Here is a 22,871-nt window from a genome sequence, read left to right on the forward strand (position 1 = left end):
TCTGGTCCGCTCGTACTCTCAAAGGTGCTCAGCGAATCGGTGTTTGGCCGCTGCCCTAAAAGAGGGGCAGACGGCGTTCCCGGCAAGGCCGCAACCACGCAATCCCATGCTGCTTTTGTGACGGCTGTATAGCGGCGGGGGCCGGGGACGTCACCTCCGGCTACCCCTCTCCGCGGCGGAATCTTGCCGGTGTGGCATTTTTCTCTGCCGATCCGCCGGATTCGCCCCGACGGGAGCCGCGAGCGGCGATCTCGGCCACCAAAGTCGTCAGGCTGTTCACCGCGTTGAGCGACAGTCCGGCGTCGCCGCCGGCTTCGCCCCGGGCCGATTCCGGCAGCACGGCGCGCTGGAAGCCGAGTTTTGCCGCTTCCTTCAGCCGGGCCGGGGTCTGCGCCACCGGACGGACCACGCCTGAGAGCGAAATCTCGCCGAAATAGACTGCATCCGTGGGTAACTGCGCATTAACCAGGGACGAAACCAGTGCCGCCGCCGCGGCGAGGTCGGCCGCCGGCTCGTGGATGCGCAAGCCGCCGGCGACGTTCAGATAGACGTCATGGCCGGACAGCTTGACCCCGCAATGGGCTTCCAGCACCGCCAGCACCATCGAGAGCCGGCTCGGGTCCCAGCCGACCACGGCGCGGCGCGGGGTGCCGAGCGAGGTTGGTGCGACCAGTGCCTGCAATTCGACCAGGACCGGCCTTGTGCCCTCGATGCCCGCAAACACCGCGGTGCCCGGCGTGCCGAGATCGCGCTCCGACAGGAACAGTTCGGAGGGATTGGTGACCTCGCGCAGACCAAGGCCGGTCATCTCGAACACGCCGATCTCGTCGGTTGGCCCGAAGCGGTTCTTGACGGCGCGCAGGATGCGGAATTGCTGCGAGCCTTCGCCCTCGAACGACATCACGGCATCGACCATGTGCTCGACCACGCGGGGGCCTGCGATCTGGCCGTCCTTGGTGACGTGGCCGACCAGGATGATGGCGGCGCCGGTTTTCTTGGCGAAACGGATCAACGCCTGCGCCGAAGCGCGCACCTGCGTGACGGTGCCGGGCGCGGATTCCACGGTGTCGGTCCACATGGTCTGGATCGAGTCGATCACGATCAGGCGGGGAACCGCGCCCTCCGACAGCGTCGAGACGATGTCCTCGACCGAGGTCTCGGCCGCAAGCTGCACCGGCGCGTCCGACAGGCCGAGCCGCTCGGCACGCAGCCGCACCTGGGCGATGGCTTCTTCGCCGGAGATGTAGACGATCCGATGCCCGGCGCGCGCCATCAGACTGGTCGCCTGCGTCAGCAGCGTCGACTTGCCGATGCCGGGATCACCGCCGACGAGGAGCACCGAGCCGCGGACGAAGCCGCCGCCGGTGACGCGGTCGAGCTCGGTCATCCCCGAGGACAGGCGCGGCGCGTCCGGGCTCTTGCCGGCAAGGCTCTCCAGCGCAAAGGTCCGGCCCTTGCGCTTGGAGCGGATCGAGACCGGCACGCTGCCGCTCGTGTCCTCCTCGGCGAGCGTATTCCACTCGCCGCAGGACTCGCACTTGCCCTGCCAGCGGTTATAGGCCGCGCCGCAGTTCTGGCAGACGAAGGAAAGCGTGTTCTTGGCCATGGGGACAGTTGAGTCGGGGGTCTTGATGTCAGCTGATAGCACGGAATGGCGGGCCGCGAGGCCGATCGCCCGCGCGCCCAATATCGCAATTCAACGCAACCAGTACACCCTTTGTTAGTTCTAGGCCGCAGCGCCGCACCGGGCTTTGCCAAATGTTAGCGGACAACGGTCCAGTTTCGGAACCAGTACGGGGTGACGAGACCAATGACGATATTTTTGCGGATATTGCTCGCCGTGGGCATGGCCTGCGGCGTCCTGGCGCCTGCCGGCCGTGTCGTCGCGGCTGACGCCAAATCCCTCAACATCGTCTTCGTGAATCCCGGCAAGACCGGCGAGGTCTATTGGGACATGGTCGCGCAGACCATGCAGGCCGCCGGCCGCAAGCTTGATGCGCATGTCGAGGTGCTGACCAGCGAGCGCAACTACCGCACCATGCAGGAACTGGGGTTTGGCGTCGTGGCACGTCCCGACAAGCCCGACTTCCTCATTCTCTCGAACGAGGAATCCGCCGCCGTTCCGATCCTGGAAGCGGCCGAGGTCGCGGGCGTCAAGACACTGCTGCTCTCGAACACGCTGATCGGCGAGGATGCGGCGCGGCTCGGACCGCCGCGCCAGACGCTCAAGACCTGGCTCGGCGACATCACGACCGATCTTCAGACCGCGGGCGCGCGGATGGCGAATGCGCTGATCAGCGCGGCGCGTGCCGAGAAATGGCAGAGCCCGGACGGCAAGATCCACATTCTCGGCATCGGTGGCGACGAGATCACGCCCGCCTCGATCGCGCGCAACGCCGGGCTCCAGCTTGCGGTGGCGGCCGCGCCCGACGTGGTGGTGGACCGGATGCTGTTCGCCAACTGGACGCAGTCGGAGGCCGAGCAGGTCACGGCGAATTATCTGAGCTGGGCCGCGCGCAAGGAGATTCGGCCCGCCGGAATCTGGGCCGGAAACGATCCGATGGCGCTCGGCGCGCTTCGCGCGGCGACCGCTGCCGGCCTCATGCCCGGTCGGAATATTCAGGTGGTCGGCCTCAACTGGTCGGAGGATGCACTGCGCGAGATCAGGGCCGGCCGTCTGCTCCTGACCGACGGCGGCCACTTCCTGCTCGGCGGCTGGTCGATCGTCCTGCTCCGCGACTACGCCGATGGCTGCGATTTCGCGGCCACATCGCCCCGCGTCGAGGCCAAGACATCCGCGATCACCCGCGACAATCTCGCTGCGGTCGGAGACCTCATCAAGACGCGCGCCTTCGATCGGATCGATTTCGCGCGTTTCAGGGCGAGGGCAGGGCGCTGCGGCCAGTACGATTTCTCCGTCGATGCGCTGATTTCTTCGCTGACGCTGCCGGAAGGCATCGCTGACTGATGCGAAACGGTGACGACATGACCGATCCAGATCGCAAGCAGCAGGCGGCGGCGCCGTCGCGCTCGCGCTCGGTGGTCCGCGCGATGATCTGGGCCACCGTGCCGGTGCTGCTGGTGGTGCAGTTGCTCGCCTCCGCCGGCGTCGAGGCATCCAGCTTCTGGTCGCAGATCAGGCAGCTCGACGCGCGCATTGCCCGCACGGCCGAGAGCCGCGCCGAGCTGATCGCCGAGCCGCTCTGGAAGATGCGTTACGACCAGGTCACGAACGTGCTCAATGAGATCATGCACGACGAGACCATCGCTGCGGCGGCCGTCTATGACGACACCGGCGTTGCGATCGCCCGCGTGGTGGCGCGCCCCTCCGGGCAGGCGGTCGCGGAGGTGTCGCGTCCGATCAACTACAGCAACGGCAACATGGCCGTGCAGGCCGGCCGCATTGCGATCGCCTATTCCTACGCGACAGTCTACGCCGACACGGGCAGCCGTCTGATGCGGCTGCTGATCGTCGGCCTGCTCGCAACGCTTGCGACCGTGGTCGCAATGCGGATATCGGCGAACATCTTCATCGGCAAGCCGCTTGACGCAATCATGTCTGCGATCCAGCGCAGCAAGCGGGATGGTCGCGCCTATCCGGCGGACATCACATCGTCGAACGAATTCGGCCAGCTCGCGCACGCCTTCAACGCGATGCAGCACACGACGTCAGGTGCGCTCGACCGGCTCGGGCACATGGCGTCGCACGACCCGCTCACGAGCCTGCCCAATCGGCGCTCGCTGTCCGAGCGCCTGGTGACCTTGAGCGGCGATGCAGGCTCGCCGGATTCCCTGATCGCCTTCTGCTTCATCGATCTGGACGACTTCAAGGGCATCAACGACACTTTCGGTCATGATGCCGGCGACAAGTTCCTGGTCCACATTTCCGGGCGTCTCCGCGAGGCGGTCGAGCCGCAGGATTGGGTGGCGCGGCTCGGCGGCGACGAATTCGTCGTGATCCGCCCCGAAGTCAGCAACGAAGCGACCGCGCAGGCCTTCGCGCGCCATCTGCTGGCCGCGATTTCCGAGCCGATCCGGCTTCACGACAAGCAGGTCGTGCCGCGGGCCAGCATCGGTCTTGCCGTGCGCCGCGCCGACGATCCCGAGCTATCGCACCTGCCGGCGCTCGCCGACATCGCGCTCTACCATGCCAAGACCAAGGCGCCCGGCACCGTCGCGGTGCTGAACGAGGCGCTCCAGCGCGACTACCGCCGTCGCAGGGAGCTCGAGCTTGCCATTCCCACAGGCTTCGCCGAGGGCCAGTTCGAGGTCTGGTATCAAAGCCAGGTCGACCTCGACAGCCAGGGCGTCGTCGGCCTGGAGGCGCTCATTCGTTGGCGCCACCCTGAATATGGCGTGATCGGTCCCGGCGAATTCCTGTCGCTGATCGAGCGCAGCGGCAACAATGCACGGCTGACGCGCTATGTGCTGACCGATGCCTGCCGCGCGCTGCGACATCTGGCTGCCGCCGGCAGGCCGGATATCCGGATCGCGATCAACCTGCCGCCGTCCGAGCTCGCCGACCATTCGCTTGCCGCCGAGCTGCGCGAGACCTGCCAGCGCTTCGGCGTCGCGGCATCGTCGCTCGAGCTTGAGATCACCGAGGGTTCGCTGATCAACAACATCGCCAGCGCGTCCGAGACGTTGCACCGCCTGCGGCGCCTCGGCGCCACCATCGCGCTCGACGATTTCGGCACGGGCTACAGCTCGCTCGCCCATCTCAGGCGTTTCCCGCTCGACAAGGTCAAGATCGACAAGGCCTTCATCAGCGAGATTCCGGACAGCGCGGAAGACAAGGCGATCGTTGGCGTCATCGCCTCGCTCGCCGGCACGCTGGGGCTGACGCTTGTCGCGGAAGGTATCGAGCGGCCCGAGCAAGCTGACGCCATGCGCGAGATGGGTGTGATGCTCGGGCAGGGTTATCACTATCATCGGCCGCAACCGCTCGCGGCCGTGCTGCAATGGCTCGAGGGACAGGCGGCTGGGAGCCGCGTCGTCATCGACAGCCCGTCGATCGCGCCCGAATTTGCCGCCTGAGCGCTGTGCGGCTACGGCTGTGTCGCGTTCCAGAACATCGAGACCCCGGCCGCGATCATGATCGCGTCCATCAGCAGGCGGAACATCTCGGGCTTCAGATGCAGCACGAAACGCTTTGCGATGAAGGCGCCGGCCATCAATGACGATCCTGCGATCAGACCTTTGATGAACACATCGCTCGTCAGTGCGCCGAAGCGCTCGAAGGTCACGGACTTCGCGAAGTAGAGGCCGAGCGAGGCGGCCGCCTCGGTGGCGAGAAAGGCACCCTTGGACAGGCCGTAGAACAGGAACAGCGGCACGCTGAGCGGCCCGGTCGAGACCACGATGCCGGTGAGATAGCCGATGATCGCGCCGCCGATCGCAAGATGCCAGAGATTGGCCTTGAGGTCGTGCCGCGCCAGCCAGTGCCGGACCGGCACCATCGCGATCAGGAAGATGCCGATGGCAAGTTCGACAGTGTGCGAGGGCAGCGCCAGCAGCGTGCGCGCGCCAAGCGCTGCGGCCGGAACACCCGTCACCGAATAGGCCGCGCAGGCCCGCCAGTCGACCTCGCGCCACCAGGCCAGGATCCGCGAGAAATTCGCCATCACGGAGGCGACCGCCATGATCGGCACGGCTTCCTTTGGCCCATAGGCGTAGACCAGCACCGGCATCAGCATGATCGACGAGCCGGTGCCGACGATGCCTGAGATGGTGCCGGCGACGAGGCCGACGGTGAGGACGAAGAGGAAGGCCAAGGGCGGGGCTCCGGGAATCGGACGAATGTAGCCCGTGGCCGGCAACCGTGCCCAGCCGCATCGACATCGCCTCTTGGTTAATCGGCGGTGTTGCAGGAACCGCCAATCCGACCCGCTCGGCGGCCTGGTCCTTAGAATTTGAAGCGTATTGATCGGAGCGTTCGCCTAGAGAATTTGAGGTCCGCGATGCCCGATCACCATTCCTTCTCCGCGCTCGACCGCCATGCCGTGCTCAGCGGGTCCGACAACGGTTTTCCCTGGTACGCCGGCGCGATGCTCGCGGTCGAAGCGAGTGAAGTGGTGCGGCTGCGCTGCGAGAAGCTCAGCCAGGGCGATGAGGCCGCCGGGCAGGAGGCCGTGCTGATGGTGAGCGAGAAGATCGCTGCAGCCTTCGAGGCCGCCGCGGGCCTGCTTGCGGGGGCAACGCCGGCCGCCATCGTCCGGCGCTATCGTGAGCATGTGGCCGCGAATGCCAGGCGCCTCTCCGCGAACGAGACTCCGTGAGGGAATTGCGCTGCTGACAGCATGTTGGCAGCAGGGGCCGGCTACGACCATCTCCTGACAAAACGGAGAGGTGGTCATGCCGATCGAGGCGAGCTGTCATTGCGGTGAAACGGTGTTCGAGGTGACGGAGGCGCCCTCCAGCGTGACGCGCTGCACCTGTTCGCTCTGCGCCAAGCGCGGCGCGCTGTGGGCCTATTACAAGCCGGAGCAGTTTCGTCTGCTGTCGCCGCCGGAAAACGTCACGACCTATCTCTGGGGCAGCCGCACCGTCAAACACCATTTCTGTGCGAGCTGCGGCTGCGGCACCTATTCGGAGTCGCCGGACTGGTCGACCGGCAAGCCTGACTTCGACAACCCCAAGGTCGCGGTGAACGCGCGCCTGTTCGACGATTTCGACCTCGACGCGGTATCGGTGAACATGATCGACGGCAGGAATTTGTGGTGAGGATGCCGCCTCCCGTCCTCTTGAGGCTGGCGGAGAAAGCTGATCTGTTTCCGGCCTCGGTGAGAAGAAAAGGCGAGGAAACCCATGATGCGTCTTTTGACGCGAGCGATGCTCGCAATGTGTCTGGGAGTTGTAGTCAGCTTCAACGCGGCGCAGGCGCAGACCAGGCCGAAGGTCACGACGCTCGGACCTGACTTCCCCAAGGCGGCGCTGTTCGTCGGGAACAGCTTCTTCTATTACAACAACGGCATGCCTTGGCATCTCTCCTTCATGGAGCGGGCTGCGGATGCGGCCAACAAGGCGGCGTATCGCAACACCATGGTCACGATCGGCGGCTCCGGCCTCGACTGGCACGACATGGACAATCTGCTGCGGCCGGGCGGCATCGGCGCCTACTCCTTCGACGAGCAGAACGTCGTGGTCTTCAACAAGCCCGGCAGGCAGTTCGAAGCGGTTGTGATGATGGATTGCAGTCAGTGCCCGATCCATCCGCAATTGAAAGATGCCTTCGTCGCCTTCGCCAAGAAGGACAGCGAGATCGTCCGCGCCCACGACATGCGGCCGGTGCTGTTCATGTCCTGGGCCTACGCCGACAAGCCGGAGATGACGGAAGGACTGGCCGAGGCCTATACGCTCGCCGGCAATGCCAATGATGCGCTCGTCATTCCCGCGGGTCTTGCGTTTGCGCGCGTCCGCAAGCTTCAGCCCGAGCTCAATCTCTATGCGCCGGACAAGCGGCATCCGAGTCCGGCCGGCACGTATCTGGCGGCATGCACGACGCTCGCCGCGCTGACAGGTCGCACGCCGGTCGGCAATTCCTACACGATGGGGCTGGATCCGGAGACGGCGCAACTGTTGCAAAAGGCGGCGTGGGACACGGTGCAGGAGTATTACGGGCGCTGATCTAGCGCAGGACGATCCAGGCCGGCGCGTGATCGCTTGCGCCGTCCTCGCCGCGCACCTTCTTGTCGACGCCGGCCTTGGCCAGGCGTGAAATAAGGGCAGGGCTGAGCAGCAGATGATCGAGCCGCAGGCCCGCATCGCGCGGCCAGCGGTTCCGCTTATAGTCCCAGAAAGTGTAGATGCGCTTGTCCGGATGAAGCTCGCGGATCGCGTCGCCCCAGCCTTGCGCGACCAGCGAGGCAAATGCCGCGCGGCTCTTCGGCTGGATCAGCGCATCCTTGTCCCAGGACCTCGTCGGATAAATGTCGATCGCCGTCGGCGCCACGTTGTAGTCGCCGGCGAGCACCACGGGCAGATCCTGCTTGATGAAGGTCTTGGCGTGGCGCTTCAGGCGCGCGAACCAGTCGAGCTTGTAGTCGAATTTCGGCCCCGGCTGGGGGTTGCCGTTGGGCAGGTAGATGCTGGTGACGATGATGCCGCGCACGGCGGCCTCGATGTAGCGCGCCTCGTGATCGTCGCTGCCGCCGGGCAGGTGGTCGCGGGTGAGAATGGGCTCGGCATCGCGGGCGAGGATGGCAACGCCGTTCCAGGTTTTTTGTCCACGCCATACTGCGCCGTAGCCGGCCTTTTCGATGGCTGCCGCCGGAAATTCGCCATCACTTGCCTTCAATTCCTGGAGCGCGACGACATCTGGCTTTGCCGCGCGCATCCATGCCAGCAGATTGGGCAGGCGGCGGTTGATGTTGTTGATGTTGAATGTCGCGATCTTCATGTAGAGCTAGCGGCTCCCGCCTTCCGTCACCGGAGATACAATGTCCAAGTTGAACTTTGCTGCTCTCGTCGTCGTTGCCGCGATCTCCGGAGCGGCTTCGGCACAATCGTCCGATCCACGCGGTGCGTGCAAGGCGGATTACGACAAGTTCTGTGCCGGCATTGCGCCGGGCGGCGGCATCGTCGCCTGCCTCAACGGCAAGCGCGACCAGCTCAGCGCGACCTGCAAGGCGGCGCTGGACAACAGGAAGAAGAAGTAGGCGGCTGACGGCTTAGCTCGGCAGCGGCGGCGGGCTCGCCGGCTGCTCGACCGGCGGCGGAGAGGACGGCTGCTCGGCTGCCGGCTTTGCCAGCGGCTCCGCCACATTGCCGCCCTTGTAGACGCGGGCATAGCGGTGGCCGAGGCTGGTCAGCACCTCATAGCCGATCGTGCCGAAATGATGCGCGAGCTCGTCGACGGTGATGCCTTCGCCGATCAGCGTCACCAGGTGGCCGCGCCGTGCCGCGTTCGGCGGCAGATCGGTGATGTCGATCGCGATCAGGTCCATGGAGACGCGGCCTGCCACCGGGCAGCGTTTGCCGGCAACGATCACCTCTGCGCCGCGCGTGCCGTCGTTTGAACTGGCGGCGCGGAAATAGCCGTCGGCATAGCCGACCGCGATGATTGCAAGCTTTGTCGGCCGGCGCGCGGTCCAGGTGCCGCCATAGCCGACGCTCTCGCCGCGCTCGACATTGCGGATCTGCACGATGCGCGCCTTGAGGTCGACCACCGGCTGCATCGGATTATCGGCCTCCGGCGTCGGGTTGACGCCGTAGAGCGCGGCGCCCGGCCGCACCAGGTCGAACTGGAACGGCGCCCCGAGGAAGATTCCGGACGAATTGGCGAGCGCCGCCGGCACGCCGGAGAATTCGCTGGCGATGCCGCGGAAGGAAGCGAGCTGTTTGGCATTGACGGGGCTGTTGAGCTGCTCGGCCGAGACCAGATGGCTCATCACCAGCGTGATGCCGTGGTCGCCGGCATTGATGCGGGGGATGATGGCCTGTGCTTCCGCAAGCGTCAGCCCGAGCCGGTTCATGCCGGTGTCGATGTGAACAGCGGCGCCTCCGTTCCAGCCGGTGCGGCGGCAGAACACGTCCCATTCGGCGAGCTCGTTGAGATCGCCGATCACCGGACGGCAATTGATCTGGGCGTAGTGCTCGCCGGTGTTCTGGAAATAGCCGCCGAGCACGTAGATGGTCGGCTCCGGTACGGCGGCGCGCACCTTGCGCGCCTCCTCGATGGTGGCGACGAAGAAGGTCTTGCAGCCGGCCTTGTGGAGGGCACGCGCGACCTGCGCGGCGCCGCAGCCATAGGCATCGGCCTTGATCACCGCCGCGCATTCGGCCGGCACCGCCGTCTTCTCGAGCTTGCGCCAGTTGGCAATGATGGCGTCGAGGTCGACGGTGAGCACGCCGCCATAGGCTGCGAGCGCGGCGGCATGGTTGGCCTCCGCTGAGAGAAGGCCGGATTGCGGGTTCATTTTCGGGTCGGACGCCATTGTCATGGCGCCGTTTTACGCAAGAGGCAGGTCTGGTTCAAGGAACTCAGTAGTCGTTGCTGCTGCGAGCCGGCATCTGGCTGTCGGGCGCGAGGTCACCGAACCGCGTGACCGAGGCTTCGAACGCCAGATCGACGGTGCCTGTCGGGCCGTGGCGCTGCTTGCCGATGATGACCTCGGCTTTTCCGTGCGCAAGACTCATGTCAAGCTGCCACTTCTCGTGTTCAGGCGTGCCCGGGCGGGGCTCCTTCATCGCGAGGTAATATTCCTCGCGGTACACGAACAGCACGACGTCGGCGTCCTGCTCGATCGATCCGGATTCACGCAAGTCGGAGAGTTGCGGCCGTTTGTCGTCGCGGGATTCGACCTGACGCGAGAGCTGCGACAGCGCGATCACGGGGACGTTGAGTTCCTTCGCCAGCGCCTTGAGGCTGGTCGTGATCTCCGTGATTTCCTGCACGCGGCTGTCGCTGGCGCGCTTGCCGGACCCCGAGAGCAGCTGGATGTAGTCGATCACGAGCAGGTCGAGGCCCTTCTGACGCTTCAGGCGGCGCGCGCGCGCCATCAGCTGCGCGATCGACAGGCCACCAGTCGCGTCGACATAGAAAGGAAGCGATTGCAGCTCAATCGAGACCTCCCGGATCTTCTCGAAATCGGCTTCCGAGATGCCGCCGCGGCGGATGTGGGAGGAGGGAACGCCGGTGCGCTCGGCCACGATACGCGTGGCGAGCTGGTCGGCCGACATTTCGCAGGAGAAGAAGCCGATTACGCCGCCATTGGCGGCCTTCGTGGTGCCGTCGGCCTGGAGTTCCGGAACGTAGGCGCGTGCGACATTGTAGGCGATGTTGGTCGCCAGTGACGTCTTGCCCATGCCGGGACGTCCCGCGACGATGATGAGATCGGAGTGCTGCAGGCCGCCCATCTTGGTGTCGAGGTCGCGCATACCCGTCGAGATGCCCGACAGCTTTCCGTCGCGCTGGAACGCCTTTGCCGCGAGATCGACCGCGACCGCCAACGCCTGCGAGAATTTCTGGAAGCCGCCGTCATAGCGGCCGGACTCGGCGAGTTCGTACAGCTTTCGCTCGGCGTCCTCGATCTGCGCGCGCGGCTGGAAATCGACCGGGGCGTCATAGGCCACATTGACCATGTCCTCGCCGATGCCGATCAGGTCGCGCCTGAGCGACAGGTCGTAGACGGTGCGACCGTAGTCCTGCGCGTTGATGATGGTGGTCGCTTCGGCAGCGAGGCGCGCCAGATATTGCCCGATGGTCATGCCGCCGACATCGGTATCGGCGGGCAGGAACGTCTTCAGCGTGACGGGCGTGGCGATCTTGCCCATCCGGATCAGGCTGCCGGCGGTGTCGAAGATGGTCTGGTGCAGCGGCTCGAAGAAATGTTTCGCCTCCAGGAAGTCGGAGACGCGGTAGAAGGCATCGTTGTTGACCAGGATGGCGCCCAGAAGGCTCTGTTCCGCCTCGATATTGTGCGGCGCGCTCCGATAGGTCGGAGTTCCTGCGTCAGGCGCGAGTTTGAGAACGTTCGAATCAGTCAGGGCCATGGTCGGACGTGCTTAGCAATTTTCTTGGGCGGATGCGGGGCCGGGATAAAGCGCCGCCTGCGCCCAAAGCGGAAGCAAAAGCTGACCGCTATCAACCGCTCAGTTAAAATGGTGGATGATTAGCAGCCGCAGCATGCGCCGCGCTTGACGGATTTTTGCGGAACTCACCCCGGCCTGGAAGCGGCCGCGACTGTGCCGCGGAAAAATACTGAAACAGTGAACCTAATGGATTGGGGTGCAGACGTATGAAGAGCGCGCGAAATGACGCGCGCTGGCCGCTTTCGGCTCGGGCTCAGACCAGCAGGAGGTAGACCAGTGCAACCAGGGCCGCCCCGACGCCGGTAGCGATCAGGGCGTAATCGGTGCGGAGGTCGTCCTGCACGTCGAATGAGGTTTGGGTCTCTTTGCTCATGGCGACGGTCTAAGCCAGGCCCGACCAGACTTATGTGAAGCAGATCACATCTCCCCGGATTCTTTCGGGGGTAGAGCCGGAACGGACGGGCGGACAGGGGATTGTCCCCGGTAACCCGCCATCAGGGGGACGAGGCAGGCGATGCGGCCAGAACGGCAGCACGGGATATGGCGAAGCGAGGCAGGCAGCCGGCTCTGGCTGTCCGGGCTGATCGCGGCCATGCAGCATGCCGAGCGCCCCGAAGTCCGCCGCCAGCCGGTCGCGCCCGAGATCCTGGCGGAACTGCGGGCGCAGTTGGCGTTAACGGCGTCTTTCCGCTCTTCTCCGATTTCAACCTCGCGCCACTAGCCTCTATTCACCGGCCAGCTTCAGCCGTGGCTTGGCGCCGCCTTCGATGGCCCGGAGGCGGGCTTCTTCGTGCGCGACGTAGTCACGGGTGATTGGCACCACGCCCTGACGCTTGGTGAGCTGGATCTGGAAGTTCATCATGTGCTGCTTGCGGAACGTCATCTCGCTGGCCGCCAGATAAAATTCCCACATCAGGGCGAAGCGCTCGTCGTAAAGCTGCACGGCCTCCTCGCGCCGCGCCATGAAGCGCTCCCGCCAGGCCTTCAGCGTCTCGGCGTAATGCAGCCGCAGGATCTCGATGTCGCAGACCAGGAGGCCAGCACGCTCGATCGCCGGCAGCACTTCGGACAGAGCGGGGATGTAACCGCCCGGGAAGATGTACTTGGCGATCCAGGGATTGGTCGAATCCGGGCCCTGTGAACGGCCGATCGAGTGCAGCATCATGACGCCGTCCTCGTTCAGGAGTTCGGCGCAGCGCTGGAAGTAGGCGTCGTAGAACCTGACGCCGACATGCTCCAACATGCCGACCGAGACGATCCGGTCGAACGGCCCGTCAATGTCGCGATAGTCCTGGAGCAGGAATTTGGCCGATCGGGTCAGGCCCTTTTCGGCCGCGCGCGCATTGGCGAGCTGCAACTGCTCTGACGACAGCGTGATGCCGGTGACGTCGGCGCCTGCGGTCTCGGCGAGATAGAGCCCGAGCCCGCCCCAGCCCGAGCCGATGTCGAGCACGCGCTCGCCGCCCTTGACGCGAAGCTTTGCGGCGATGTGGCGCTTCTTGGCGAGCTGCGCGTCGTCGAGGGTGCTCTCCGGCGTCTCGAAATAGGCGCAGCTATATTGCTTGTCGGCGTCGAGGAAGAGCGAATAGAGCCGGGCGTCGAGATCGTAGTGATGCGCGACATTGCGACGCGAGCGCGCGCGCGGATTGAACTGCTTCAGATGCCGCGTCAGATAGCGCAGGTGCCACCAGGGTTTTGCCCACTGCGGCAACAGGTCGGGTTGATCGAGCAGGATCGCGAGGGCATCAGCTATGGTGCCGCGCTCGACGACGAACTCGCCATCCATATAGGCCTCGCCAAGCCCGAGCTCGGGATTGATGAGGATCTTCCGTTCCGCGTCCGCAGTCACGAAACGGACTGCGATCGGTTCGCCTGAGCCGTCGCCGACGGTGAACTTCGACCCCTTCGCCGTGGTCACCGTCATCGACCCGCGGCGAATGAATTGAGACAGGAATTGACGCAACAAACGGTCCATCGACACCTTCCTCTCGAGCAAACCCGAAGAGATGCGACCAACCCGGCTTTCACATCAGACGCTCAGGTCCCGCTCAGGTTCCTATGCGTTTGCATCTAAATCTAGGGAGGGTATTCCGCTCCCGCTATTGCGCTGTATTCAATGCCGATATTCCAAAAGCGCTTAATCACATCCTTGCGCGCGGACCCTGCTTCCATTCGTGGCTCAATCCGGTAAAAGGTGACCGCCGCCGCGCCGGGATGCCGGCTGCATTCGCGGAAATTCAACGGAGATGATGGGAATGTCGAGCCGAGCGCTCAGCCTCGCGACGGTAGTGCTTCTGATCGGCTTCGGTGCGGCCGATGCCGTTCTGGCACAGGCGACGAACCTCGAGGCCGGCAAGGCCCCATCCCAGCTCTTCGCGCAGACCTGCAGTGCCTGCCACAAGAGCCCGAGGGGGCTGCTGAAGACTGTCGCGCCGGGCTCGCTCCCGGGTTTCCTGCGTCAGCACTACACGACCAGCTCCGACATGGCCGGCGTGCTGGCCTCCTACCTCGTTTCGAACGGCGCCACCGACACCCGCTACCAGGCCAAGGACGGCAAGGACAAGAAGGACGGCGCCAAGGACAAGGAGGCGAGCACCAATCCTGCGCAGTCGCCTGAGCATCAGGGCCGTCGCCAGCGCTCCCAGGAGGCCGCCAAGCCGGAAGGCGAAGCTGCCGCCCCAGCCGCCGAGGGCGCGCGCCAGAAGCGCGCGGCGCGGCCGAGCGAGGAGGGGGTAAAGGAAGGCGCGAAGCCCGAGGGGCAAGCCACGCCGGAGGGCCGCAAGGCCAAGCGTCTCAGCAAGCGCGGCAAGCCCGAGACCGAAGAGGCGCCGAAGGTCGATGCCGCCGCGCCGGCCGCTGACGACAGGAAGAGCGAGCCCAAGCCCGACACCGCCAAGGTCGAGCCCGGTCGCGACGAAGCCAAGCCCGACAGCGCCAAGGCCTCAGAGAAACCCGCCGAGCCGAAGCCGGAGAGCGCCAGGGTCGAGCCGCGCGGCAGCGAGGCTCCGGCGCTGCGGCCCGATCCTGTGCCGCAGGTGACGCCGGCCCCGCCGGCGGCCGCCACGAAGCCCGCCGAGCCGGCCGCGCCCAAGGCGGCGGAAGAGGCGGCTCCCAAGCCTGCCGCGCCTGCCGCAAGCTCCGAGCCGGCGGTCAAGCCGCAGGAGCCGGCGCCGCCCACGACCGCTGCGGCCCCGCCGCCGGCGGAGTCATCGGGACCGCCAGCACCGCCGATTTCGCGCTAAGCCAACCCGCATTCTCAGATCAAGTTGCGAAGGTCGCGCTCGCCGCGGCCTTCGCATCGTCTTGACCGCGATTGGAGCAGTACTCTAGAGTGATACTCTAGGAGGCGCGATGACGACGAGCGTGCGTGACGACCTGTTGGCGGCGGGGCTGTTCGTGTTCGACCGCGTCGGCTTCGAAGCTGCGACGGTGGCTGCGATCCGCGCCAAGGCGCGCGCCTCCAACGGCAGCTTCTTTCATGCCTTCGGGTCGAAGAAGGAGCTGGCCGGCGCGCTGTTCCTGGAGGTGCTGCGGCATTATCACGCCGCAGTGCTGGCCGCGCTCGATCCCGTGTCCGACGCCGAACAGGGCATCGATCGCCTGATCCGGGCGCATCTCGACTGGGTCGTCTCGAGCCGGCGCGAGGCCCGCTATCTCTTCGAGATCTCGCGCAGCGAATGGGGCGAGGACGTCCGCGACGCCCAGCGCGCACAGAATGCGCGCCTTGCCGAAGGCATCGAACGCTGGCGCGCGCCGCTGGTTGCCGGCGGCGAGCTCCTGCCGATGACGCCAGTGACGTTCATCAGCCAGCTCATCGGCCCGGCGCAGATCTTATGCCGCGCCTTCCTGTCGGGCCGCGATCGTGCCGATCCGCGGAGCGAAGCCGACACGCTGGTCGCCTGCGCCATCCGAGCGCTGCGGCCGGCCGATCGCATCAACAAGCAATAGGGAGAGATGTCATGCGAGCCGAAGCGGATCCGGAATTTGCGGCCGTAGCCGAGCGCATCCATGCCAATGTCGGCCGCCAAGGCTTTATGAACCTCGTCGGTGCCGAGCTCTCGGAATTGTCGCGCGGCACCTGCACGATCGCGGTGGAGCGCAGGCCGGAACTGCTCCAGCAGCACGGCTTTTTCCACGGCGGCGTCACCGCCTTTTTGGTCGACAACGCCACGACGATCGCGGCCGCCACTTCGCGCGGCCAGCCGGCGCTGACGGCGGAATACAAGCTCAATTTGTTGTCGCCCGCTGTCGGCGAGAAGCTGATCTGCCGGGCAAGGGTGATCAAGCCAGGACGCCAGGTCTCGGTGGTGGCGGCCGACGTGTTCTGTGTCAGCGACGGAGTCGAGAAGCACACGGCAACGGCGCTCGTTCGATCGCGATGCGAGCGAGGACGTCGCCGCCAAAACGAAAAGCCCGGCCGCTTGAAGCGACCGGGCTTTTGATTTGTCTTCGTCATTCCGGGACAGCGCATCGGCGCTGGACCCGGAATCTCGAGATTCCGGGTCTGGTCCTTCGGACCATCGGAATGACGACGTTGGAGTTACTTCTCGGTCTCTTCCGCAGCCGGGGCCGGCTCGACGTCGTCGTGCTGGGCTTCCGGATCGAAGAACTCGCCGGCGGCGGCGATCGCCTCGGCGGCCGCATCGCGGTCCTCGTTGCGGGTCGAGATGTCCTCGCCGCGGTTGATGCGCTCGGCCTCGTCCTGGCTGCGCGCAACCGTGACGGTGATCTCGACCTCGACCTCGGGGTGAACGGCGACGGTGATGGTGTGCTTGCCGATGGTCTTGATCGGTGCGTCGAGCTGGATCTGCGGGCGAGCGAGCGAGATGCCGTCGGCTTCGAACGCGACGACGATGTCACGCACGTTGACCGAGCCGAACAGCTGGCCGGCTTCCGAGGCCTGGCGGATCACGATGATGTTCTTGCCCTGGATCTTCTCGGCGACCTTGGACGCCTCGGCCTTGGACGCGAGGTTGCGGGCCTCGAGGTCGGCCTTCATGCCGTCGTACTTGGCGCGGTTGTCGGCGGTGGCGCGCAGCGCCTTGCCGCGCTTGAGCAGGAAATTACGGGCGTAGCCGTCGCGAACCTTCACGACTTCGCCCATCTGGCCGAGCTTGTTCACGCGTTCCAGCAAAATGACTTCCATATTCGTTCTCCTTTGAAGTGCTCTGTGAGTTCTGGGTTTCAGGGGTGGACTTAAGGGGTCGGGAGCGGCGGCGGCTGGCGGCTGCGCAGGAAGCGCTCGCGGAAGCCGAACACGGCGTCCGCAAGGCCCAGGATCACCATCGCGATGACAGGCCATCCGAACACGACGACGACGGCGTAGGTCGAGCCGAGCCAGAACGTGCGGCTCTTCAGCGCGAGCGTCAGCGTATGCAGCACGGCAAAGCCGGTCAGCGCATAGCCCATCATCAGCGCCGCCGTGGTGATCTGCGCGACGATCGCCAGCAGCCCGCCGGTGAAGCAGAAAGCGAGCGCGATGCAGAGCGCCACGAGCGTCATCGGCGGCAGCTCGGCCGTCATCAGATCCGGCCAGGGGCGGCGCAGCCGGCCCGACGTCGCCGTCACCCTGGCGCTGAGCCAGAGGTTGAGGGTCAGCGTCATCATGGCGACGATGGTGGCGGCGGCCGGCGCGATGCGCACCAGTGCGTCGACGAACTGGTCGGCTTCGCCGGAGGCTTGCGGATCGGTGGCGCGGAGGATGCGCATCAGGCCGCGCCGCAGGGTGCCCATGATGGTGTCGGCGTCGGTGCCGAGCGTGAGCAGGGCGGCGATCGTGGTCAGCGCGGCGAAGCCCGCGATCCACAGCAGGATGCGGCCGACCGGGTACCATTCGAGCCCAGGCTCGGCCGGCGGCTCGGTCGCGGCGTCCGGCGTGACAGGTCCAACCTGCCGGCTGAGCAGGACGAGATGGCCGAGCCACCAGGCCGGCAGCGCGACGGTGACGGCGAACGCGATGCAGTAGGGCAGGCCGAACAGGGCGCCGAGGCCGATCGCAGCGGCGATGCCGCCAAGGCTCGCGCAAAGCGGTCCCCAGCCGATCGCGGCGACCATCAGCGGCAGTGGTGCGAGATAGAACAGGACGAGCGAGATCAGCGCGCCCGAAACGATCGAGGCGAACATCAGGGCCGACGCAGCGCCGGCGATCAGGGCTATCAGTCCAAAGGCCATCATCAGCTGTCCCGCTCCTTCCGAGCGGTTAGAGGCATCTCGCCCCAACCATCGGCGACCGGACGACCCGGAAGCCTTATGAAACTTCGAGAGTGCGGCCGGCGGCGATGTCGCCGCCGGCCGAATTCGTCTTAGCGAATGACGTAGGGCAGCAGGCCCAGGAAGCGCGCGCGCTTGATGGCGCGGGCGAGCTCACGCTGCTTCTTCGCGGACACCGCGGTGATGCGGCTCGGCACGATCTTGCCGCGCTCGGAGACGTAACGCATCAGCAGCTTGGAGTCCTTGTAGTCGATCTTCGGAGCATTGGCGCCCGTGAACGGGCAGCTCTTGCGACGACGGAAAAACGGACGGCGTGCACCAGCTTCAGCCATTGATCTTACTCCCCATCCGTCGTGGTTTCAGCTTCTTCGCGCGGACGGCGCGGGCCGCGATCACCGCGGAAGCCACCACCGTCACGATCGCCGCCACGGAAACCACCCTCGCGGTCGCCACGGAAGCCGCCGCCACGATCGTCACGTTCGCGATCGCGATCAGCCTTGCGCATCATCGCGGACGGGCCTTCCTCGAGCTCCTCGACGCGGACGCTGAGATAGCGGATCACGTCTTCGCTGATGCGCTCCTGGCGCTCGATCTCGGCGATCGCCGCGGACGGCGCGTCGATGTTGAGCAGCACGAAGTGCGCCTTGCGGTTCTTGTTCATGCGGTAGGTGAGGGAGCGAACGCCCCAGTTCTCGGTCTTGGTGACCTTGCCGCCGAGACCCTCGACGATACCGGTCATCTGCGCAGTCAGCGCTTCGACCTGCTGCGGGCTCGCGTCTTGGCGCGCGAGAAAAACATGCTCATAGAGAGCCATGGAAGTCCTTTCCTCATGTTGGCGCATCGCCCGGCGTCAAGCCCTTAAGAGGCCTTCGGAAAGGACTCTGGGATTAAGCTCAGAAGGCGGAAACACGGGACGACGGGCCGACTGGCCCTGCCACACCAAAATCACGAATGATTTGTTGAGACCGTCCGTTCAGCTCCCGGCCGGGGTCTGCGGATGCGCGCCTTATACGGATTTTGGCCGGCTTTGCAAGGTTGGAGGGCCAGGTTTCGCCTCTGGCGCCCAGGCTGGGGGCCCTTCGGCTTGATTTATTTGTTTGTATAGCATACAAATAAATCAACGGGAGGATCCCATGGCAGACAAATCTGCCCGCGCCCCATCCGAGCCGGCCGCCGGCGACCCCAAGCATGCGGCGCGCGCCACACGCTCGGCCGGTCGCAAAATGCGCTCGTTGCTGCTGGATGCGGTCAGCCCGCTGTTCCGGGAGCGGGGATTGTCGGGCGCCTCGATCACCGACATCGCGGCCGCCGCGGACGCATTTCCGAGCCAGATCACCTACTTTCCGCACCAAGGAGGCGCTGTTCGTCGAATGCGCCTGCCGCGAGCTCCTGTACGTCGCCCGCGCGACCGAGCAGGCTGCGCTGAAGGCGCGCACGCCGCGGGACTACACCCACGCGCTGGCCGAGACGGTGACGGCGAGCGATTCGGTGGCCTTCTTCGCCGAGGCGTTGACGTTGACGCGGCGTCGCCCGGATCTCGCGCCGCTGGTCGAGCGCACCATCGAGCGTCTGCACGCCGAGGGCGCACGCGCCTATGCGAGCCAGGTCGCGCGCCACGGCTGGCGTTCCCCGCGCGCGCCCGACGAGAGCTCGCGGCGGTTCTGGGCCGTCGCCATCGGCGTTATCCTCGAAGGCTATGCCATGGGCCGCTCGCCGGATGAGCTCTGCGCCGAGATGCTGCGCGTGCTTGGCGAGCAGGCGAAATCTGCCGGCGACGCCGCGCGCCTGCGCCTCGTCGACGACCGCGACGCATCGACCACTTCGGATGAGGAGAGCTAGGCCATGACCGCACTTCGCATGCGTGCCCGCGATTTCCTGACCGAGGATCAGCTCGTCGACGTGCGCCGGCGCGTAACGTGGAAGGGTGTCGCACTGATCGCGCATGCCTGGGCGCTGATTGCCGGTGCCATCGCCCTCGTCGCATGGTGGCCCAATCCGCTGACGTACATTTTCGCTGTCGCCGTCATCGGCTCGCGCCAGCTGGGCCTGTCGATCCTCATGCACGACGGCGCGCATGGTTGTCTCTCCGCCGATGAGAACACCAATTTGACGCTGAGCCAGTGGTTCTGCGCCTATCCCGTTTTTGCCGAGACGCGCGCCTATCGCCGCTATCACTTGCAGCACCACGCGCGCACCCAGCAGGAGGACGATCCCGATCTCGTGCTGTCGGCGCCATTTCCGATCACGCAGCTGAGCTATCGCCGCAAGTTCATTCGCGACATCACCGGGCAGACCGGCTACCAGCAGCGCAAGGCGCAGCTGCTCAACGCACTCGGCCCGCAGGACTGGCCGTGGCGGCAGCGCGCGGCGCATTTCTGGGAGAAGCTTGGCCCGCAATGCGTTTTGAACGCCATCCTGTTTGCAGGCCTTGCGGCGGCCGGTGTGTGGTGGGCTTACCCGCTGCTATGGCTGGTGCCGCTGCTCACCTGGATGATGGTCATCACCCGCATCCGCAACATCGCCGAGCATGCCGTCGTCCCCGACAGCAGCGATCCCCTGCGCAACACCCGCACCACGCATGCCAATTTTCTCGAGCGCCTGTTCATCGCGCCGTATTACGTGAACTATCACCTCGAGCATCATCTCTTGTTCTACGTGCCTGCTACAATCTGCCCAAGGTCCATCGCCTGCTGAGCGAGAGTCGTCATGCCGGCCGCATGGAAGTGCAGCCGAACTACTGCGCCGTGCTGCGGCTCGCCACCGCCAAGCCGAACCGCGACGACCGGCCGGGGCAATTGGTCAGCAGCGCGCGCCGCGCGCGGGCTGGCGCCGAGGTCGGCGCGGATCAGAAGGCGGGTGGTTTTTAAGGGGCGCATCCCCAGTTGAATGCCGGTCGACGTTCCCATCTTGGCTTGACATTGCAGGCCCGGACGGTGTCTACGGCCCCCTTTGAGGCACGATCCGGAACCATGGCCCAAGGCCGCGCGTATTCGGCTGCCGGTTCTCGCAGGGATCGTGCTCGACAAGCAGGGAGCGCCGATGACGGCAGCATTCACATTTCCGGGGCAGGGGTCCCAGGCGGTTGGCATGGGCAAGGCGCTGGCCGACGCCTTCCCGGTGGCGCGCGCCGTGTTCGACGAGGTCGATGCAGCGCTTGGGGAGAAGCTGACGGCCACCATCTGGGATGGCCCGGCCGAAACCCTCCAGCTCACCGAAAACGCCCAGCCGGCGCTGATGGCCGTTTCTGTTGCGACCCTGCGGGTGCTTGAGGCTGAAGCCGGTTTTTCCGGAGGGCGGGACGCGGCCTTTGTCGCCGGCCACTCGCTTGGTGAATATTCGGCGCTGGCCGCGGCCGGCAGCCTGACGGTTTCCGATACCGCGCGGCTGCTTCGCACCCGCGGTCTCGCAATGCAAAAAGCCGTGCCGGTCGGCACCGGTGCGATGGCCGCTCTGTTGGGCCTCGATTACGAGGCCGCCATGGAGGTCGCCAATGAGGCGGCTCAGGGGCAGGTCTGCCAGGCCGCCAACGACAATGGCGGCGGGCAGGTGGTCGTCTCCGGCGACAAGGCCGCGGTCGATCGCGCCGTCGAGATCGCCAAGACCAAGGGCGCCAAGCGCGCGATGCTGCTCCCGGTGTCCGCACCGTTCCATTGCAAGCTGATGCAACCGGCTGCCGACGCGATGGCGGAGGCGCTGGCCAAGGTCACGATCAAGGCTCCGGCAGCTCCGCTGGTGTCGAACGTGCTGGCAACCGCCATCACCGATCCCGACGAGATCCGCCGCCGTCTGGTCGAGCAAGTCACCGGAACGGTGCGCTGGCGCGAGTCGGTTGCCTATATGGCCGGGCAGGGCGTTACCCGTTTCTTCGAGATCGGTGCCGGCAAGGTGCTGACGGGTCTCGTCAAGCGTATCGCCGACGGCGCCGTCGGTGTCGCGGTGGGCGGACCGAACGACATAGCGGCCGCCAAGGATGCGCTGGCCGCTGCGAAGCAGGCCTGAAGCGCGATGAATCGTCATCGCGCTTTGGTTCTTTAGTTTGCGCACGATCTTGCCGGAAAACCGCTGCGCACGTTTCCGGATCGTGCTTTGAAGGAGTTATCCATGTTCGATCTGACTGGCAAAAAGGCGCTCGTCACCGGCGCGACCGGCGGTATCGGCGGCGCAATCGCGCAGGCGCTGCACGCGCAGGGCGCCACGGTCGCGATATCAGGAACGCGGAAGGAAGTGCTGGATGAGCTTGCCGGCAAGCTCGGCGAGCGCACCTTCGTGCTGCCCTGCAATCTCTCCAAGGCCGACGAGGTCGAGGCGCTGGTGCCTGCGGCGGAAGCCGCGATGGGCCAGGTCGACATCCTCGTCGCCAATGCCGGCATCACGCGCGACAATCTCTTCGTCCAGCTCCGCGACGAGGACTGGGACGAGGTCATCAACGTCAATTTGACCTCGACCTTCCGCCTGGCGCGCGCCGCCACCAAATTGATGATGCGCAAGCGCTTCGGCCGCATCATCGCCATCACCTCGGTGGTCGGCGTCACCGGCAATCCCGGGCAGGGCAACTACACGGCGTCGAAGGCAGGCTTGATCGGCATGATCAAGACGCTGGGTGCCGAATACGCCAAGCGCGGCGTCACCGCCAACTGCATCGCGCCCGGCTTCATCAAGACGCCGATGACGGACGCGCTCAATGACAAGCAGCGCGAGACGATTCTGACCAAGGTTCCGGCGGCCCGGCTGGGGACGCCCGAGGACATCGCGGCGGCCGCCGTCTACCTGAGTTCAAACGAAGCGGCCTACGTCACCGGGCAAACCATCCATGTCAACGGCGGCATGGCCATGATCTGAAGTCCTCGTTCCGTGCCGCCCACATGGCGGTGCGGGATGCGGCAAACGGCCGTTTCCGATGCGAAATGAGGCTTGTAGTCAAGGCAGTTGAAGTATGGTAACCGGACCTTCAACGGATGGGCAAAGAACGCCATTGCAGGTTTTTGAAACCCTGTATATTGGCGATGCGGAGCCTTGGCCGTCGTTCGCCGGGCCCTGCATCGGTTAGGATGGGGCCAAATCAAAGTTCGTAAGCGAAGGCAGTCAACGACCACGACGGCTCGTATCGTCCCGGGGGGTCGGGTCTACAG

At 65.7% G+C, this 22,871-nt stretch carries 21 protein-coding genes and 3 pseudogenes; 14 read left to right on the plus strand and 10 right to left on the minus strand.

Going from position 1 to position 22,871, the window contains the following annotated elements; translation table 11 throughout:
* Positions 1-160: 160 nt before the first annotated feature.
* Positions 161-1,606 (minus strand): DNA repair protein RadA, encoded by a 1,446-nt coding sequence (gene radA / locus ACFLEY_RS19775; protein WP_011086838.1) that lies wholly within the window; start codon positions 1,604-1,606, stop codon positions 161-163.
* Between the two features lie 204 nt (positions 1,607-1,810).
* Between radA and ACFLEY_RS19780 the strand changes: the two genes are divergently transcribed.
* Both ACFLEY_RS19780 and ACFLEY_RS19785 read left to right on the plus strand, forming a co-directional pair.
* Positions 1,811-2,968: an ABC transporter substrate-binding protein gene (locus ACFLEY_RS19780; protein WP_038967546.1), complete on the plus strand. Its 1,158-nt coding sequence runs from the start codon at positions 1,811-1,813 to the stop codon at positions 2,966-2,968.
* Positions 2,968-5,037: a bifunctional diguanylate cyclase/phosphodiesterase gene (locus tag ACFLEY_RS19785; protein ID WP_060911727.1), complete on the plus strand. Its 2,070-nt coding sequence runs from the start codon at positions 2,968-2,970 to the stop codon at positions 5,035-5,037. Before ACFLEY_RS19780 ends, ACFLEY_RS19785 begins: the two co-directional genes overlap by 1 nt.
* 11 nt (positions 5,038-5,048) lie before the next feature.
* Here ACFLEY_RS19785 and ACFLEY_RS19790 read toward each other — a convergent pair whose 3' ends face one another.
* A complete protein-coding gene (locus ACFLEY_RS19790; RefSeq protein ID WP_060911728.1) occupies positions 5,049-5,774 on the minus strand; it encodes a sulfite exporter TauE/SafE family protein in 726 nt (241 codons plus the stop codon).
* Positions 5,775-5,960: 186 nt separating this feature from the next.
* On the opposite strand from ACFLEY_RS19790, the gene ACFLEY_RS19795 reads away from it, so the two are divergent.
* The 3 genes from ACFLEY_RS19795 to ACFLEY_RS19805 all read left to right on the plus strand — a co-directional run bounded on the left by ACFLEY_RS19795 (position 5,961) and on the right by ACFLEY_RS19805 (position 7,626).
* Positions 5,961-6,278 (plus strand): hypothetical protein, encoded by a 318-nt coding sequence (locus ACFLEY_RS19795; RefSeq protein ID WP_028171068.1) that lies wholly within the window; start codon positions 5,961-5,963, stop codon positions 6,276-6,278.
* A 76-nt stretch (positions 6,279-6,354) separates the two neighbouring features.
* Positions 6,355-6,723, plus strand: a complete 369-nt coding sequence (locus ACFLEY_RS19800) for a GFA family protein (RefSeq protein ID WP_060911729.1) — start codon at positions 6,355-6,357, stop codon at positions 6,721-6,723.
* Positions 6,724-6,807: 84 nt separating this feature from the next.
* Positions 6,808-7,626, plus strand: coding sequence for a DUF4886 domain-containing protein (locus ACFLEY_RS19805; protein ID WP_060911730.1), 819 nt, complete (start codon positions 6,808-6,810; stop codon positions 7,624-7,626).
* Position 7,627: 1 nt separating this feature from the next.
* On the opposite strand, the gene ACFLEY_RS19810 is transcribed toward ACFLEY_RS19805, so the two are convergent.
* Positions 7,628-8,398, minus strand: a complete 771-nt coding sequence (locus ACFLEY_RS19810) for an exodeoxyribonuclease III (protein ID WP_060911731.1) — start codon at positions 8,396-8,398, stop codon at positions 7,628-7,630.
* A gap of 40 nt (positions 8,399-8,438) precedes the next feature.
* Between ACFLEY_RS19810 and ACFLEY_RS19815 the strand changes: the two genes are divergently transcribed.
* Positions 8,439-8,657 carry a hypothetical protein gene (locus ACFLEY_RS19815; RefSeq protein ID WP_028171072.1) on the plus strand — a complete coding sequence of 73 codons (219 nt, stop codon included), beginning with the start codon at positions 8,439-8,441 and terminating at the stop codon, positions 8,655-8,657.
* A 12-nt stretch (positions 8,658-8,669) separates the two neighbouring features.
* On the opposite strand, the gene alr is transcribed toward ACFLEY_RS19815, so the two are convergent.
* Entirely contained in the window at positions 8,670-9,935 is a 1,266-nt protein-coding gene (gene alr, locus ACFLEY_RS19820) for an alanine racemase (protein WP_060913064.1), read from the minus strand.
* A 46-nt stretch (positions 9,936-9,981) separates the two neighbouring features.
* The gene (locus tag ACFLEY_RS19825) at positions 9,982-11,493 is read right to left on the minus strand and encodes a replicative DNA helicase (RefSeq protein ID WP_028171074.1); all 1,512 of its coding nucleotides are present in this window, start codon (positions 11,491-11,493) and stop codon (positions 9,982-9,984) included.
* Positions 11,494-12,046: 553 nt separating this feature from the next.
* On the opposite strand from ACFLEY_RS19825, the gene ACFLEY_RS19830 reads away from it, so the two are divergent.
* On the plus strand, positions 12,047-12,253 hold the full coding sequence (locus ACFLEY_RS19830; protein ID WP_082756721.1) for a transcriptional regulator: 207 nt from the start codon (positions 12,047-12,049) through the stop codon (positions 12,251-12,253).
* Between the two features lie 3 nt (positions 12,254-12,256).
* Here the strand turns inward: ACFLEY_RS19830 and ACFLEY_RS19835 are convergent, their stop codons facing one another.
* On the minus strand, positions 12,257-13,507 hold the full coding sequence (locus ACFLEY_RS19835; protein ID WP_028171076.1) for a cyclopropane-fatty-acyl-phospholipid synthase family protein: 1,251 nt from the start codon (positions 13,505-13,507) through the stop codon (positions 12,257-12,259).
* Positions 13,508-13,787: 280 nt separating this feature from the next.
* Between ACFLEY_RS19835 and ACFLEY_RS19840 the strand changes: the two genes are divergently transcribed.
* From ACFLEY_RS19840 to ACFLEY_RS19850, 3 genes and pseudogenes are all read left to right on the plus strand, one after another.
* Positions 13,788-14,774, plus strand: a complete 987-nt coding sequence (locus tag ACFLEY_RS19840; protein WP_060911733.1) for a hypothetical protein — start codon at positions 13,788-13,790, stop codon at positions 14,772-14,774.
* Between the two features lie 109 nt (positions 14,775-14,883).
* Positions 14,884-15,480 carry a TetR/AcrR family transcriptional regulator gene (locus ACFLEY_RS19845; protein ID WP_060911734.1) on the plus strand — a complete coding sequence of 199 codons (597 nt, stop codon included), beginning with the start codon at positions 14,884-14,886 and terminating at the stop codon, positions 15,478-15,480.
* 11 nt (positions 15,481-15,491) lie between these two features.
* A pseudogene (locus ACFLEY_RS19850) lies at positions 15,492-15,957 on the plus strand (PaaI family thioesterase).
* Positions 15,958-16,072: 115 nt separating this feature from the next.
* Here ACFLEY_RS19850 and rplI read toward each other — a convergent pair.
* The 4 genes from rplI to rpsF form a co-directional block, all read right to left on the minus strand.
* Entirely contained in the window at positions 16,073-16,678 is a 606-nt protein-coding gene (gene rplI / locus ACFLEY_RS19855; protein ID WP_011086852.1) for a 50S ribosomal protein L9, read from the minus strand.
* Between the two features lie 50 nt (positions 16,679-16,728).
* Positions 16,729-17,706 carry a DUF2232 domain-containing protein gene (locus ACFLEY_RS19860; RefSeq protein WP_060911735.1) on the minus strand — a complete coding sequence of 326 codons (978 nt, stop codon included), beginning with the start codon at positions 17,704-17,706 and terminating at the stop codon, positions 16,729-16,731.
* A 128-nt stretch (positions 17,707-17,834) separates the two neighbouring features.
* Positions 17,835-18,074 (minus strand): 30S ribosomal protein S18, encoded by a 240-nt coding sequence (gene rpsR / locus ACFLEY_RS19865; RefSeq protein ID WP_007592020.1) that lies wholly within the window; start codon positions 18,072-18,074, stop codon positions 17,835-17,837.
* A 5-nt stretch (positions 18,075-18,079) separates the two neighbouring features.
* Positions 18,080-18,556, minus strand: coding sequence for a 30S ribosomal protein S6 (gene rpsF / locus ACFLEY_RS19870; RefSeq protein ID WP_060911736.1), 477 nt, complete (start codon positions 18,554-18,556; stop codon positions 18,080-18,082).
* 319 nt (positions 18,557-18,875) lie between these two features.
* Between rpsF and ACFLEY_RS19875 the strand changes: the two are divergent.
* The 4 genes and pseudogenes from ACFLEY_RS19875 (at position 18,876) to fabG (ending at position 22,581) form a co-directional block, all read left to right on the plus strand.
* Positions 18,876-19,581: pseudogene (locus tag ACFLEY_RS19875) on the plus strand (TetR/AcrR family transcriptional regulator C-terminal domain-containing protein).
* 3 nt (positions 19,582-19,584) lie between these two features.
* Positions 19,585-20,609, plus strand: a pseudogene (locus tag ACFLEY_RS19880) (fatty acid desaturase family protein).
* A gap of 172 nt (positions 20,610-20,781) precedes the next feature.
* Positions 20,782-21,741: an ACP S-malonyltransferase gene (gene fabD / locus ACFLEY_RS19885; RefSeq protein ID WP_396604741.1), complete on the plus strand. Its 960-nt coding sequence runs from the start codon at positions 20,782-20,784 to the stop codon at positions 21,739-21,741.
* Positions 21,742-21,843: 102 nt separating this feature from the next.
* Positions 21,844-22,581 carry a 3-oxoacyl-[acyl-carrier-protein] reductase gene (gene fabG / locus ACFLEY_RS19890; protein ID WP_011086858.1) on the plus strand — a complete coding sequence of 246 codons (738 nt, stop codon included), beginning with the start codon at positions 21,844-21,846 and terminating at the stop codon, positions 22,579-22,581.
* The last annotated feature ends 290 nt before the right edge of the window (positions 22,582-22,871 follow it).

The sequence above is a fragment of the Bradyrhizobium sp. YCK136 genome (assembly GCF_044570075.1).
Taxonomy (GTDB): Bacteria; Pseudomonadota; Alphaproteobacteria; order Rhizobiales; family Xanthobacteraceae; genus Bradyrhizobium; species Bradyrhizobium diazoefficiens.

What these genes read in the sequence shown, in the direction of transcription:
- ACFLEY_RS19795 (WP_028171068.1), top strand. Translation starts at nt 5,961, where the DNA reads ATGCCCGATCACCATTCCTTCTCCGCGCTCGACCGCCATGCCGTGCTC.
- ACFLEY_RS19800 (WP_060911729.1), top strand. Translation starts at nt 6,355, where the DNA reads ATGCCGATCGAGGCGAGCTGTCATTGCGGTGAAACGGTGTTCGAGGTG.
- ACFLEY_RS19815 (WP_028171072.1), top strand. Translation starts at nt 8,439, where the DNA reads ATGTCCAAGTTGAACTTTGCTGCTCTCGTCGTCGTTGCCGCGATCTCC.
- rplI (WP_011086852.1), bottom strand. Translation starts at nt 16,678, where the DNA reads ATGGAAGTCATTTTGCTGGAACGCGTGAACAAGCTCGGCCAGATGGGC.
- fabD (WP_396604741.1), top strand. Translation starts at nt 20,782, where the DNA reads ATGACGGCAGCATTCACATTTCCGGGGCAGGGGTCCCAGGCGGTTGGC.
- rpsR (WP_007592020.1), bottom strand. Translation starts at nt 18,074, where the DNA reads ATGGCTGAAGCTGGTGCACGCCGTCCGTTTTTCCGTCGTCGCAAGAGC.
- ACFLEY_RS19780 (WP_038967546.1), top strand. Translation starts at nt 1,811, where the DNA reads ATGACGATATTTTTGCGGATATTGCTCGCCGTGGGCATGGCCTGCGGC.
- ACFLEY_RS19810 (WP_060911731.1), bottom strand. Translation starts at nt 8,398, where the DNA reads ATGAAGATCGCGACATTCAACATCAACAACATCAACCGCCGCCTGCCC.
- rpsF (WP_060911736.1), bottom strand. Translation starts at nt 18,556, where the DNA reads ATGGCTCTCTATGAGCATGTTTTTCTCGCGCGCCAAGACGCGAGCCCG.
- alr (WP_060913064.1), bottom strand. Translation starts at nt 9,935, where the DNA reads ATGGCGTCCGACCCGAAAATGAACCCGCAATCCGGCCTTCTCTCAGCG.
- ACFLEY_RS19845 (WP_060911734.1), top strand. Translation starts at nt 14,884, where the DNA reads ATGACGACGAGCGTGCGTGACGACCTGTTGGCGGCGGGGCTGTTCGTG.
- ACFLEY_RS19835 (WP_028171076.1), bottom strand. Translation starts at nt 13,507, where the DNA reads ATGGACCGTTTGTTGCGTCAATTCCTGTCTCAATTCATTCGCCGCGGG.
- ACFLEY_RS19830 (WP_082756721.1), top strand. Translation starts at nt 12,047, where the DNA reads ATGCGGCCAGAACGGCAGCACGGGATATGGCGAAGCGAGGCAGGCAGC.
- ACFLEY_RS19825 (WP_028171074.1), bottom strand. Translation starts at nt 11,493, where the DNA reads ATGGCCCTGACTGATTCGAACGTTCTCAAACTCGCGCCTGACGCAGGA.
- radA (WP_011086838.1), bottom strand. Translation starts at nt 1,606, where the DNA reads ATGGCCAAGAACACGCTTTCCTTCGTCTGCCAGAACTGCGGCGCGGCC.
- ACFLEY_RS19785 (WP_060911727.1), top strand. Translation starts at nt 2,968, where the DNA reads ATGCGAAACGGTGACGACATGACCGATCCAGATCGCAAGCAGCAGGCG.
- fabG (WP_011086858.1), top strand. Translation starts at nt 21,844, where the DNA reads ATGTTCGATCTGACTGGCAAAAAGGCGCTCGTCACCGGCGCGACCGGC.
- ACFLEY_RS19805 (WP_060911730.1), top strand. Translation starts at nt 6,808, where the DNA reads ATGATGCGTCTTTTGACGCGAGCGATGCTCGCAATGTGTCTGGGAGTT.
- ACFLEY_RS19840 (WP_060911733.1), top strand. Translation starts at nt 13,788, where the DNA reads ATGTCGAGCCGAGCGCTCAGCCTCGCGACGGTAGTGCTTCTGATCGGC.
- ACFLEY_RS19860 (WP_060911735.1), bottom strand. Translation starts at nt 17,706, where the DNA reads ATGATGGCCTTTGGACTGATAGCCCTGATCGCCGGCGCTGCGTCGGCC.